The following is a 13608-nucleotide window of genomic DNA, read 5'->3' as shown; positions in this document are numbered from 1 at the left end:
TAATTATTTAGTGACTAATCAATAACAAAGTGTGATGAAATAACAGTTAGTGATTGATCAATTACATATCGTGAAAATAAACGAGGTTAATCGTTTATTTTCATCAGCTCCGGCAGATCCAGCGACATTGAGATATTACAAAGCATGCCTCTGGCCAGAAAAAGCATCGTTCTTTCCAATGCCTGATCAATCCCTGCCTGGCGAAAAGCATCATATACCGTCGCATGAATTTCACGTAATCCCTGCTGCATCACGTTCACAACCACGTCCTCGTGAATCGTCTGCGCCTGCATTTGCAAAAGGATCTCATTGCGGTATTCCATCATAATTTGCGAATAAGCTGCAATAAGCTCCTGCTCTAGCCGTTCAGACGAAACCGAATGAATAACTCGGTGAAAAGAGTCTATGATGCGTGCAAATGAAACCTTCAGCGCTTCAATCAGCAAGGCTTCCTTGGTAGCGAAAAAACGGAAAACATATGGCTGAGAAATGTTGGCCCGTTCAGCCACTTTGGCTGTGGTCGCACGGTAGTAGCCCATCTCCGCAAACACTTCAATGGCGGCGGATATGATTTCCTTTTGACGATTTATTGATGTTGACGTAGCTTTGGTCATGAAATCTCCATCCTTTTGTTCAACACAGATTCAGATTAGTGATTGATCAATTACTAAATTCAATATAAACGACACTGCACGAAAATGCAATAGTAATCGCTCAGAAAAAAATAAGTCGCCTCCGTGATGGTTTCGGAAGCGACTCTTTTATTGTGTCTCAGATTATGGAGTCATGGAGTTAAAATACAATCTGACATAGTTGACCTTTTGTGTTTTTGTCTGATAGGAAAATACTAAATACTGGTCAAGCCCGGAAGCATTTTTGATGGTATAACTGACTTCTGCTGTATCCGGTACGTCTTTGGAGGTGTCGTTCCTTTCGGTCGGCTTACCCAGTTCCTTAATGACTTGGTTGATAACCAGCTTTTTATAAGATGGATCGGATGATGAAATCTCTGTAACTTTATCGCTTCCATCCAGTACGATATCCGTATGATGCTTGGCGTAGCTCCGCAGATGACCGGTAGAGCCTGACTCGGATTTTCCCCACAGCTCGAACAAAAGATCGCTGCCCGTTCCCAAACCAAGACCTTTGGGCAAATTCGGAAGCGTCCCCTGCTTGGCGGCGCTGTGTATGGTTGCTGGGAAACTGTGTGTGTGATTAGATGGCGCTGCACTGCTGGCAGGTGACTGATGGGCCGAGGTTGAGCCTTGCTCAGATACCTTTTCGGTATCTTTGGAATCTGCCGCACTTGGACTTTGCTGGTCTGTGTCCGAACCTTGCTTGTTCGCATCTGCACTCTTACTATTATCGTCCGTTTGCTGAACCGCAGAATCGGTAGATGGTGCAACCGCGCCTTCCGTAATTGGAGCAGTTGATTTTGCATCTCCGCTATTGCCGCATCCGGTGATGACAGCGAAACTTATAGCCATCAAAGCGGTAGCCGTTATTAGCTTATAGGGCAGCTTTTTTGCTTCTTGTGGTTGATGTGAATGTTTTATCATGAGATCACTCTTTCCTTGTTTCAATGAGGTACAAACCAAATGTAACCGAACCACATTTCCAGAATACCTCTACTTGTTTCCAACTTGTAAACAAGGACATTGAAGATCATCCAACATACACTATTTACGATAGTACGATCCTAACTGTTGTTGAGAAAAAGGATAGGGAGAATTGCTATTTTTCAACCACATATTCCCTTTTATGATGAAGATATATACAGCAAAAGCAAAGTAGATTGTCCCCCAGATCCAGTCTGTTAGGGTCGGTGCATTGTACTTGACAATATCGTGAATGTACCAGATTCCGACCGGAACATGGAGGAAGACTGCTGTAAACAAGCCCGGATTATATAAGGTTTTTGCTTTTATATTCACAACAATGCCATGCCAGACTACCTGGAAGAAGCCCATAAAAACAGGTGCGAGTCCAAGCCATATCACGCGTGGAAATAATATCGGAAGTAAATAAAACACATAGGCAATCACCACATTAATAATCATGGCTGATTGGGTGTTTAAGGGGTAGCGATCCGGGGTTTCACTTTTAAACATGACGTTGTTAAACAAACCGGCAAAATATCCAGGCCAGCGATACTCCTCAAATTGATGAAAAAGGATGGCTACAAAGCTTAACCATAAAATTCCCGTTATATCCGAAAAGATGGCCCTGTTCATAAGTAAACCAATACATACGATCACACCAATGATAGCCCCTGCGTCCTGCCAGTATTTTCTCAGAAAATTCATAGTATTCACTCCAGTCATTTATTATTTCAGGATTTTGCAAAATCCTTATTTATCAAAATATCTTTCAAATAACAGATTTAATTGTTCCTCGATTGAAGGCATTTCCACAGCCGCTCCGGATTCAAGAATCGGGCTCATCAATGCGGGAAGAAAAATAGCCCCAAATATTTGCAGCATCATCGCTAGCAATCGTTCTGGCTGTTGCTCACCTGTCAGCTCCTTGATCGTACTTTGCACTTTGGGGAATCCCATCATGTTTAAAAACCTTCCATATTCCTGTTGGGATGTGAAGGGCGTGCTGCCCATGACAATGACTCGTGAGAGAAGCTCCGGGTATTGCCGAATGACTTGTAAATAATCAAACAAAAATTGTTTCAGTCGATCTTGGGGTGGGATCGCTGTATCGTCCAAAATAGAAAAAGTGTGCTGAAAGCCACTTAATATCACTTCAATGGCTTCACTGAGCAGATTTTCCTTAGAGCCAAAATAATAATTAACTAGAGAAATATTAGTGGTCGACAGGTCGGCAATTTTCCTGATTGTAACCGCCTCGAAACCTTCCTTTTTAATGAATTCAAGCGCAGCGTGTAATATTTTTTCTTTGGTTTGCTGTTTTTTATCTACGTGGTTCATACTTCTCCTCCTCTTACCTGGTCCAATCAGAGCGGATTGAACAGACCGGAATTCTATAAGTTAAACAAAATTTAAAACACTGTTTAAATTTATGTTTGAACTCAGTTTAGCACTTTGTATTTCGTAATACAAGTGCAGTTTGATATTGATATTTAGGATATACAAAAACCCGCAAACGAATAAGATCGCTTGCGGGTTTTTGTAATTTGAGATTGAGAAAAGGATTAAATCGCCCAATTTCCTTTGCGGAACACAGCCTCTGAACTTCCGTCCTGCAGCTCGCCGTCAATATCCAGCTCAGCGGAGCCGATCATAAAGTCAACATGGGTCAGGCTGACATTGGCACCGTTCTGGAGCAGCTCTTCCCGGTTCATTTGTGTTCCTTTTTCGAGGTTAAACGGATACGCACTGCCGAGCGCCAAGTGACAGGAGGCATTTTCATCAATCCCTGTATTGTAAAAGATGCGATTGAGATTGGAAATCGGCGAATCGTGCGGCACCAGCGCGACTTCACCCAAATAGCTGGCCCCTTCATCCGTAGCGAGCAAATGAGTCAGATTCTGCTCGCCGGATTCTGCTGTATATTCAGTGACTTTACCGTCCTTAAAGGTAAACGTTATGCGATCCACCAGTTGCCCATTCAAATTGAGTGGCATGGTACTTGTGACATGACCATTCACACCTGTACGCTTAGGCATCGTGAACACTTCTTCTGTCGGCATATTTGCCACAAAGTAGTCTCCACGCTCGTTTTCACCACCACCGCTGCGCCAAATATGTCCGTCGGCCAGTTCGATTTTCAAATCTGTTCCGGGTGCACGGTAGTGCAGGCTTTTATACTTTTTATGATTCAGCTTGTTTTGCAGCTGTTCGAGGTTTTTCAGATGTTTCTGCCAATTCAGGACGGGATCGGAGCCATCTACACGATTCATCTGGAAAATAGTTTCCCACATGACACGAATTCGGTCCTCTTCCGCCACATCGGCAAACACTTTATCGGCCCAAGCCTTCGTCGGTGCTTTGATCAGACACCAGCTGATTTTATGATTTCGGGTGTATTGGGAAAAGCCCTCTCTCGCCGTTACTGCCGCCTTCATTGCACACGATACCTTTTGCGGATCAATGCCTTGATACAGGTCCGGATTTGGCACCTTAATGGTTAGCGTGGCTCCACCCTCCTCGGCGAATTTTTCCAGCATTTCTGCTTTCCAGGCCGGGTAGTAATCAAAGCTCGCTTCGTCACCATGTTCAAAACGGCTACGCGTAATCTGATCGTCCTCGAACTCCACCTGCACATATTTGGCTCCTGCTTCATAGGCCTTGTTAACGATCAGGCGCGTAAATTTGACGGTTTCCAGTGGTGCAGTGACCAAAAATACCTGTCCGGGCTGGATGTTGACACCTACTCTTACGACCAGTTCTGCATATTGCTCCAGCAATGCTTCAAATGAACTCATTTTTCCACGCTCCTGTTCCGAATTTCATGATATTTACAATCTACAATTACAGTACAGACTGCTTCTCCAATTCACGCAGCTCCACTCTTCGTATTTTACCCGAGCTGGTTTTAGGAAGCTCTTGAATAAACTCTATTTTTCGTGGATATTTGTAAGGCGCTGTCGATGCTTTCACATGATGTTGCAGTTCCTTCACTAACTCCGGTGATCCTTCTACTCCGGATTTAAGCACAACGTAGGCTTTTACGATATGTCCCCGGATTTCGTCAGGACTGGCTACGGCAGCACACTCCTGTACAGAGTCATGCTTCATGAGCGCTTCTTCCACTTCAAAGGGACCGATGGTATAACCGGAGCTGATAATGATATCGTCACCGCGTCCTTCAAACCAGAAATATCCATCTTTGTCCTTGCGCGCCCGGTCTCCTGTAACAAAATAGTCTCCATGAACATTGACTGCTTTGCGCTCTGGATCAAGGTAATACGTATGGAATAATGCCGGCAGATCAGCACGAACTGCAATATCGCCCACTTGGCCCGGAGCCAGTGGAACACCGTCCTCGTCTACGATCTCAACCAGTCCCGGCGCAATAGATTTCCCCATTGAACCTGTGCGCAATGGCGCGTCCTTCAAATTACCGATAATCAAAGTGCTTTCTGTCTGGCCGTAACCGTCACGAATCGTAATGTTGAACTGCTCCTGAAACTTGTTAATGACCTCCTGATTAAGTGGCTCTCCCGCAGAAACTGCGCTGCGCAATTGGGACAGATCATATTGATCCAGACCATCCGTCTTCGCCATAATCCGGTATTCCGTTGGGGTACAGCATAACACTTGAATCCGGTATTGCTGTAAGAACTGCAAATAGCGACCCGGACGAAAAGAACCATTATATACGAATCCGGTGGCTCCATTTCCCAATACGGATAGAAACGGACTCCAAATCCATTTTTGCCATCCTGGCGCAGCTGTAGCCCATACCGTATCCGAGGCCTGGATATCCAGCCAAGGGGATGTAATCCGAAGATGGGCAAATCCCCAGCCGTGGCTATGTACGACACCTTTAGGATTTCCCGTGGTACCGGAGGTATAGGCCAGAATTGCCATGTCATCCCGGTGCGTTTTCACAGCTTCAAATGTATCTTCCTGTCCAACCATCAGCTCATTCAGCTCCAGCCAGCCGGGTTCAGCTACGGTGTCGTCGCTGGAAACCGAGATACGGTAATCCAGAGAAGGCAAATCCCCGTCTACTTTGTCCACTTCACCTGTTACTCCGGTCCAGGCAATCACTCCGCGCGCTTCCGAATGGCGAAGTCGATAGGCAATATCCTTGGCCCGAAGCATTTCGGAAGAAGGAATAACGGCAAGTCCCAGCTTTAAGCATGCTAGGTAAATCACATACGCAATAATGCGACGTGGTACTACGACCAGAACCCTGTCTCCTTTGTTAAATCCCAGTCCTGCGAGTCCTCCAGCCAGTCGATTAGCTTTTTTCAGCAGCTCCCCATAGGTGATTTCCTCGTAGTCTCCTGTTTTGCTTAACCACTTGAGTGCTGTTTTGCTAGCGTCATGGTGCTCCATTTCCGAAGTCATATTGTAATATTCAGGCGCAAGCCATTGCTGTTGATTTGTCAAATTGTACATTCCCCTTTATACATAAGATGAGAGCCACGATCTAATCTTATTATAACACGTCTTAGTACCAGGTTCTAATACCAGACTCATTTTTTTGAAAAAAATAAAGTCCGTAGAAGCGAACGACAAAAAGAAAGAGCCAGGTTTCAGACTCTTTCTCTCTGCTGCTATAAAGCTTTTAAAACTGGAGTTCCACTTCCGTAGATGCAGCTTCCTGTCCGTTCACAAGCAGTGTAATACGGTGTGCACCTGTATAATGGCGGCGGGTCGTCAGGTCTGCGAAACGGTGTGTTCGCGTACCTGTAAGACGGGTTCCTCCGGGTACGTTTTTGTCGGAAAGCAAAAATAATTTACGCGAGACTTGTCCTCTTGCCTTCACAAAGTCGATGCCGTATTCGATGCGAACTCGCACCGGGTCACCTTCCCGAAGTTGAAGCGCATAGCTTAGCTCACAGCTATCACCGAGCTTTAACACAGCCGGATCGGCATTAAAGGACGCTTCCGTGACTAACGGGGACCCATTCGTTTCTTCGGCATAGCCGAACAGTGCCATCACCTCGGGGCTGGACTTGCGAATCAGGGTTCTGCAGCCGTGACGTACGATCCAGTCGGTGTCAGGATGCGTACCTTTCCATCGTTGAGCTGTTGCAATGACTGCTTCGGGATGGTCCTTGGCGATGTCGTTCAGGTTGTTGGCTACACTTTTACGTACATACAGTGAGGGATCGGCTTTCAACAGCTCCAGCACGGCAAATACCGGAGCGGGATCGCGCTTAAATATGGGCAACGCCTGCCCCCACGGCAGTCGTGGACGACAGCCTTCGCTGGCAAGACGGCGGACGTGCTCGCTCGGATGCCCCGCCCAGATCGTCATCTGGCGCATCATCCGTTCCGGTTCGCGCAGCAGGAAGGGTCTGACGGCAAACTCCGCAGATGACTTCTGTGTGAAACGCTCCAGCGCTTCCATGGAAAGCGTCCAATGCTCCTCCCCCTGCCCATACACCTCCACAAAATCTGGAAAGAATAAGTACGGGAAACCGCTGCAATGCTCGTCTATAGCAAAAAGGACAGCCAGGGCTTCTTCATAACGACTTGGCAAGAACGTCCCCAATGTTAGTGAAATCCGCCGCATCCGGGCTTTTAGCTCTAGCTCATTCCACGATTCGTCCATGACTTGATGGATAAATCTCTGGGTATCAAACGAGCTATACGCCGTTTGTACTCTTTCACCGAAAAGGCGAAGAAAATCCTCTGTGTATATATTTTTTAAAGGTTCAGCCATCTTGTATCTCCTTTTGTATCCGAATGTAAACGATAGATTCATACCTTCGTCTATGATAACCATAAACAGCGCTCCAACACCAGCACTAAAACGATCAGCTCCTACGTTCCAGAGCTAGAAATACTAAAAATGCCAGGCCCTGTGATGAGGACCTGACATTTTGCATGCGTGGCTTATGAATTTGGATCAAGCTCTAGCTTATGTCCTCAGTAACGGGAGTTGGGCTTACTCTTCCAATTTCCTCTGAAGGAATCTCAAACTGACGAATATCCTTGACCAGAAACATAATCAAGCCGCACAATGCGGTAATCAGTCCGCTGAAAAACAGCACCTCGCTCAGAGCAAAACGTAAAGTTAACGCACCACCAATCAAGGCTCCTAATGGCAGAGCTGCGCTCGACAGGGTGTTTAGAAAGGATGTAACCCGTCCCATTAACGGTAGCGGGGTAATAATTTGAATCAAGGACGTTTGCAGTACATTGATGATGCCTGTAAATATACCTAGCAACAGGGCGGCCAGCAGCTTCATCCACATCTCCGGCACAAGGGAAAACACGTAGATCGCCAGCCCCATGGCTACCCAGGAGACCGCAATGGTGATGCCGTTCTTTTTCAATACACTGACCAGAAAGGAACCGACAAAAATACCGATAAAATAGGCCACATACAGTAAGCTGTAATAGATCGGTGAACCATAGGATACCGCAATGGAAGGCATGGCAATCACCAAGATCGCCATCGAAAAGTTGGTCAGGGCAAAGAATGGAAGCATAATTCTCAGGAAAGTGTGCCGTTTTACAAAAAGATATCCTTCTTTCAGCTCCCTCAGATAGTATCCCAGCTTCAGTGAACCTTTACCATTCGTGTCCTCTATCGCAGGAGCGTCGATTTGTTTGCTGAGCCTGATATACACAAAGCCTGCCAGAAACAGCATTGCGCTGGCTAGAAAAAACGTGTTTCTCATCCCCATGGCGATAATGAGCGAGGCTCCAGCCAGATACCCGGCAATGTTAATCACCTGATCCGTTGACGAAATCATGGAATTCGCCCGGACAATCAAATCCGGCGATCCTACCAGTTGTGGCAGCATTTTACTGTTGGCCGGATAAAACAGTGTAGAGAAGCAAGATGCAATAAAAACAATAACAAGGATAGCGACCAGATTAACCATCCCGTCCTGAATGAGAAACGGGACAGCCAAAATGAGCACAGCCTGCGTAAACAAGGCGATACTGGCCAACAAAGGCGGTGAATAGCGATCCACCAAAGGACCCACGAGAAAGCTGAAAATCGACGCCGCAGATACGGCCGTATACGTGAAGCTGGTCATCGCCACCGACTGTGTCGATTGCTGTACAAAATACAGCAGGACGATAGAATAAATGCTGTCCGCGATGTTGGCAGAAGTACGGGAAGCAAAGAAACGGATAAAACGATGATCCTTAAACAATTGATTCACATCTTCATCTCCTTACTGCGAAATGGTCAAAGCATTTAAGAGCCTGTCACTAGCAGCTTGGAAGATTTGATGGATATACTGGCGGTCCTCTTCATACGGAAGGATCAGAGAAATCTCCAGTACTTGGCCGACATGCTGTGTTTCGAAAAAAATGGCTTCATTGACGCTCGCTTTTTGACCATCTACATCCATATGGTCAAAAAGCGCTGAGTCTTCTCTGCTTTCCCCCAAATAATTGAAAACGACAGGCAATTGTTCAAGCCCCTTTTTCAAGATGCGGCTGGAATCGGGATAAGCCTCCTCCATATCTGCGCTGATCATTAGATTGAAAAAATTCAAATGATGGCGTGTAGCCGAATCCAACTGTGCAAGGATTCCCTTTTCACGAGCTACGATGTCGTCTTCCTGAAGTACAATAGGGATATGATCAATACATTCGCCCACCGTTCCAAAATAGTTCTGATCGCCATACTGTCTTCCGTAATTCGTCATCCATAGCGGAACCTCCGAAATATGAAAATAGGTGCTGAAAAATTGGAATGCCATCTGAAGTGAAAGACTCCACATGTTCGCAGATTGCCCCAGCTCTGGAGTGTCGCTTAAATCCAATCTCCAATGATATTTAGTAGATACTGCATGGTTACGAGTTTGCGTTAGAGTCTGGATACGATCATTATTTTCGCCAAACATTTGAAGCCTGAATTGCTTGTTAATTTGCTGATCACTGATGCCTTGAGGGCCTTGACAGATATGCTCCACATAATCCCGATATTGATTTGCCTCTGCCGGCTGTGGTGCCGGCTGGGAATGATAGTATTCATCAAGAAGCTGTCTCCGCAAAATGCCACCGCTTGTAGCGTCAAAAATGATATGTGAGCATGGCAGCAGAAGCAGTTGCTCCCGCAAGTTTAAGCGAATCAGGACAATACGATATTGTAAAGAATATTGCTCATACAGTTCCTCATAAAGCTTTGGCACCATGTAAGAAAGAAGCCTCTGCTGTATATATACCGGATATCCAGAAAGATCCACAGTAGGCAAGCTAATATGTTCTGGTGCTGGTTTAAGCCCCCAGGTCCACGTTTCATCTGACTTCACAATGACACTTCGCAGCAATTCATGACGATGAATTATTCGTAGAATAGCTGCGGTCAATCGTGGGATGTTCAAATAGCTGTCCAACCGGATAGACATGCCTGACCCGACAGGATGTTGCAAATGATAGAGCTGTACAGGAGCAAGCGGGTATTGTCCGATCGTATCCGGAGCCAGTATGTTGGTACTCCACTCCGTATTTAAGTCAGCAATATTGGCTACCCATTCTTCTGCCTGATGTTGGGTACAGGCTTCTTGCTCAGGGCTTGTTAGCTCGGAGTCATCTGTCACGGGAATTCCGCAAACCCGATAGGGCTCGTCTGTGCCCCATGGAATAATATAATGGGGGTACAGCTCGGGATGTATATGGGATTGAATAAATTCTGTAATGTCTTGAACCTGCTCCGCATGGAAAGGCTCTAGTTGCAGGAACAGATAGTCTTGTTGAGCACTGGATACGGTTCGAAGCAAGGCATGAGCACCAAAGGCTTCTCCAATAATCCGTCCGGCCTCCTGAGAGTCAGATATAAGTTTGCTTGTGTTCTCTACCCCTTCTTCCCCGCGTTGCAAAAGATCGTACAAGCTACGAATAGTCTGATATTGAAGCAATTGATGTATTTCCAACGGGATGTTCAATTCCTGTGCTTTGGATACCAGTTGAATGGCTTTTAAAGAGTGCCCTCCAAGCTCGAAAAAGCTGTCGTCAATACCGACTCTTTCGGCTCCAAGCACCGTTTGCCACAGATTCGCCAGCTGCCGCTCCACTTCATTTCTTGGGGCCGTGTACTCTACCTGCAGACTACTGATCGTTTCCGGCTCAGGAAGCGCTTGCCGATCAATCTTTCCATTTGTGTTCAAAGGAAGCGCCGGCAGAAATACATACTGGGCAGGAATCATATAGTCTGGCAGTTGACCGGCCAAATGGGCTTTCATGTCGCTCATGGTCAGAACTGCATCGGTCGCAATGTAAGCACAGAGCGTTTTTTGACCATCATTCGTGGTTCTTAGGGCAACATACACTCCATGAATGTCTTCATGCCCCATGAGCCTGGTTTCTATTTCTCCAGGTTCGATACGGTAGCCTCGGATTTTAACCTGCTGGTCGATTCGTCCGAGATACTCCAGATACCCGTCTGGCAGCCATCTGCCCAAATCACCTGTCCGGTACATCTTTTCCCCGGGAATGAACGGATTAGGGACAAACTTTTCCTGAGTCAGATCATCTCTGTTCAGATATCCGCGTGCAAGACCATCGCCACCCACACAAATTTCGCCTTGAGCCCCGATAGGCAGCAATCTGTTTGAAGAATCTAATATATAGGCAGTGGAATTTCCGATCGGCCGTCCGATCGGAATGTTGCTATACTCTTTTTCGATCGGGAAACAGCACGAGAATGTGGTATTCTCTGTCGGGCCATAGCCATTAATGATTGTCAAGCCAGGACATTTTTCTCTAACGTTGGCGATGATTGCAGGTGAAAGCACATCTCCCCCAACTAGCAAGTATTTGAGAGGGGAAAATAGTTCGGGCTTTTGCAGAGCAAGTTGATTGAACAAAGGCGATGTCAGCCACATCGTCGAAATGTGGTTCTGTTCGAGTGCAGTACCCAGTTTCACAGCGTTTAAAATGATGGATTCCGGTACGATATACAATCGTAGACCGTTGAGCAAAGCTCCCCAAATTTCAAAGGTACAGGCATCAAATACTAAAGCTCCGGTCATTAAAATGCGGTCGTTCTCAGCGAATTGTACGTAATTTGTATTTTTGACCAGTCGTATGACATTTCGATGCTCAATCATGACTCCCTTAGGACGACCCGTGGAGCCAGAGGTGTACATCACATACGCCAAATGATCTGCTGTTGTTGCCGATAGATTGAAACTGGTGAAGACGTCGGCATCATAAGATCCAATATCACCCAAATCCAGCACAGTACCAGAAAATTCGAGTCCTGTTGTTTGGCTTCCTCTGCCTGATAAGGTCAGTAAAATATTGCTACGGCTATCCTCAAGCATAAATGTAATCCGGTCTTGGGGATAGGAAGGATCTATCGGCAAATAAGCTGCTCCAGCTTTTAAAATACCCAGTACACCAATAACCATTTCGGGTGACCGTTCGGTCAGGATAGCCACAATGGTATCCGGCTGAACGCCCAGCTTCCGCAGCTTTGAGGCCAACTGATTAGCCTTTATATTTAATTCTCTGTAGGTCAGCTCACGATTTTCAAATACAACTGCTACTGCTTCCGGTGTCTTTTCTGCTTGTTCCTCAAAACAGTGATGGATCGTTTGCTCAGCAGGGTACAATGTCCGGGTATCATTAAAATCGAACAGGAGCCGCCGTCTCTCCTCTGTCGTCAGAAATTCCAGGTTCTTAACGCGTATATCCGGGTTAAGAAGAACCTGCTCCATGGCTTGGCTGAGATGGCTGGCGATGAGTTGGATCATGTTTTGGTCATAGGTTAGCTCGTTATAGCTAAATCTGATTTCAAGCTTGCGCCCGGGCACGACGACAACGTTCAAATCATAGTTGGTTTGCTCGATTTCTTCCACTTCCGTGATTCGAATCGCTTTTGATTCTTCCTCAAGGCTCATGAGATCCTCGGAAATCGGATAATTTTCAAATACCACGATATGACGAATCAGATTTTGCTTTAATGAGGTGTGAGACTGGATATCAGCTAGTGACAGATAAGAATACCGATTGGACTCCATCATGGAGACCTGCACAGACGCCAGTAAATCGGAAAACCGTTGTTCTGGGGAGCTGATGATCCGTACCGGAATCGTATTGATGAACAAACCGACCATATTTTCTATACCAGGCACTTCATCCGGTCTGCCAGATACAACCGAACCCATAATAACATCGTTACTGTTATTGTATGTTTGTAGTAAAATGCCCCAAAGGGTTTGAAATACGGTGCTAACGGTGACACGGTACTGCTTGGCAATACGCTCTAAACCTTGGGTCAGACGTTCTTCCCATATGCTTGTAAATTGTTCTGCCCTATAGGATGAATCGAACGACCGGGTATAGCCAGGAACGACGGTTTCATTTTCAACTTCAAGCAGATATCGTTGCCAGTACGCGGCCGCTTCCTCCTTGTCTTGTCTCTCCAGCCACTGGATAAAGCTGCTGAATGGAAAAACTGGCCCTAGTTTTAAAGGCGTGTTGTCCCGAAGAGAGATGTAGATGTCGAAAAAATCCTGAGCCACTGTCCCCATGCACCAGCCATCCATCACGATATGAGGAAAGCTCCAAATGAGCTTGGAGTCTTCCTCTGTCCACCGAATTAAAGCCAGCCGAATCGGAACGTCTTTTTCCAGATCAAAGCCCATTTGCCGATCGTTTTTTAGAAAGGACTCCAGAAGAGCTTTTTTTTCTTCATCCGTCTGTCTACTCCAATTTTCAACATTAATAGGAGCTGCCTCACGTTGTTCCAGAACGACCTGAAGAGGCCGTTCGGTTTCCTTATACATAAAGACGGTGCGGAAAATATCGTATCGGTCGACCAGCTTTTGCAAGCTTTGTTGTATTAGGCTGGCGTCCAAAATGTCTTGACTGGTGATAATGGTCTGTTCAAAATAAGCTTCCGACTTTTGATCCAATATGGAATGAAACAACATCCCCTCTTGCATTGGCGAAAGTGGGTAGAGGTCTTTAATTTTCACCTGAGTCAAAAAATTCACCTCTCCTTAACGGTGCAAATGTTTAATTTGATGTATCTTGGTCTGTT

9 protein-coding genes are annotated in these 13608 nt (G+C 46.0%); all 9 read right to left on the bottom strand.

What is annotated here, in order from left to right:
* Window positions 1-86: 86 nt before the first annotated feature.
* The 9 genes from ACWXW9_RS02355 to ACWXW9_RS02315 all read right to left on the bottom strand — a co-directional run bounded on the left by ACWXW9_RS02355 (window position 87) and on the right by ACWXW9_RS02315 (window position 13552).
* A complete protein-coding gene (locus ACWXW9_RS02355; protein WP_134914031.1) occupies window positions 87-614 on the bottom strand; it encodes a TetR/AcrR family transcriptional regulator in 528 nt (175 codons plus the stop codon).
* Window positions 615-776: 162 nt separating this feature from the next.
* Window positions 777-1559: a DUF4309 domain-containing protein gene (locus tag ACWXW9_RS02350; protein ID WP_494928094.1), complete on the bottom strand. Its 783-nt coding sequence runs from the start codon at window positions 1557-1559 to the stop codon at window positions 777-779.
* A 120-nt stretch (window positions 1560-1679) separates the two neighbouring features.
* The gene (locus ACWXW9_RS02345) at window positions 1680-2306 is read right to left on the bottom strand and encodes an HXXEE domain-containing protein (RefSeq protein ID WP_494928162.1); all 627 of its coding nucleotides are present in this window, start codon (window positions 2304-2306) and stop codon (window positions 1680-1682) included.
* A gap of 45 nt (window positions 2307-2351) precedes the next feature.
* On the bottom strand, window positions 2352-2939 hold the full coding sequence (locus ACWXW9_RS02340) for a TetR/AcrR family transcriptional regulator (RefSeq protein WP_149096364.1): 588 nt from the start codon (window positions 2937-2939) through the stop codon (window positions 2352-2354).
* Between the two features lie 224 nt (window positions 2940-3163).
* The gene (locus tag ACWXW9_RS02335) at window positions 3164-4396 is read right to left on the bottom strand and encodes an aminopeptidase (RefSeq protein WP_494928093.1); all 1233 of its coding nucleotides are present in this window, start codon (window positions 4394-4396) and stop codon (window positions 3164-3166) included.
* 46 nt (window positions 4397-4442) lie between these two features.
* Window positions 4443-6032: an acetate--CoA ligase gene (locus ACWXW9_RS02330; RefSeq protein ID WP_494928092.1), complete on the bottom strand. Its 1590-nt coding sequence runs from the start codon at window positions 6030-6032 to the stop codon at window positions 4443-4445.
* Window positions 6033-6210: 178 nt separating this feature from the next.
* Window positions 6211-7314 carry a DNA alkylation repair protein gene (locus ACWXW9_RS02325; RefSeq protein WP_494928091.1) on the bottom strand — a complete coding sequence of 368 codons (1104 nt, stop codon included), beginning with the start codon at window positions 7312-7314 and terminating at the stop codon, window positions 6211-6213.
* A gap of 193 nt (window positions 7315-7507) precedes the next feature.
* Window positions 7508-8773: an MFS transporter gene (locus ACWXW9_RS02320; RefSeq protein WP_494928090.1), complete on the bottom strand. Its 1266-nt coding sequence runs from the start codon at window positions 8771-8773 to the stop codon at window positions 7508-7510.
* Window positions 8774-8785: 12 nt separating this feature from the next.
* Window positions 8786-13552, bottom strand: a complete 4767-nt coding sequence (locus tag ACWXW9_RS02315) for an amino acid adenylation domain-containing protein (protein ID WP_494928089.1) — start codon at window positions 13550-13552, stop codon at window positions 8786-8788.
* Window positions 13553-13608 lie beyond the last annotated feature (56 nt).

The sequence above is a fragment of the Paenibacillus sp. LT-B23 genome, from assembly GCF_059417685.1.
Note: the sequence above shows the minus strand (reverse complement) of the source record. Positions and strands in the feature narration are given on the sequence as shown.

What these genes read in the sequence shown, in the direction of transcription:
- ACWXW9_RS02350 (WP_494928094.1), bottom strand. Translation starts at nt 1,559, where the DNA reads ATGATAAAACATTCACATCAACCACAAGAAGCAAAAAAGCTGCCCTAT.
- ACWXW9_RS02340 (WP_149096364.1), bottom strand. Translation starts at nt 2,939, where the DNA reads ATGAACCACGTAGATAAAAAACAGCAAACCAAAGAAAAAATATTACAC.
- ACWXW9_RS02355 (WP_134914031.1), bottom strand. Translation starts at nt 614, where the DNA reads ATGACCAAAGCTACGTCAACATCAATAAATCGTCAAAAGGAAATCATA.
- ACWXW9_RS02325 (WP_494928091.1), bottom strand. Translation starts at nt 7,314, where the DNA reads ATGGCTGAACCTTTAAAAAATATATACACAGAGGATTTTCTTCGCCTT.
- ACWXW9_RS02345 (WP_494928162.1), bottom strand. Translation starts at nt 2,306, where the DNA reads ATGAATTTTCTGAGAAAATACTGGCAGGACGCAGGGGCTATCATTGGT.
- ACWXW9_RS02335 (WP_494928093.1), bottom strand. Translation starts at nt 4,396, where the DNA reads ATGAGTTCATTTGAAGCATTGCTGGAGCAATATGCAGAACTGGTCGTA.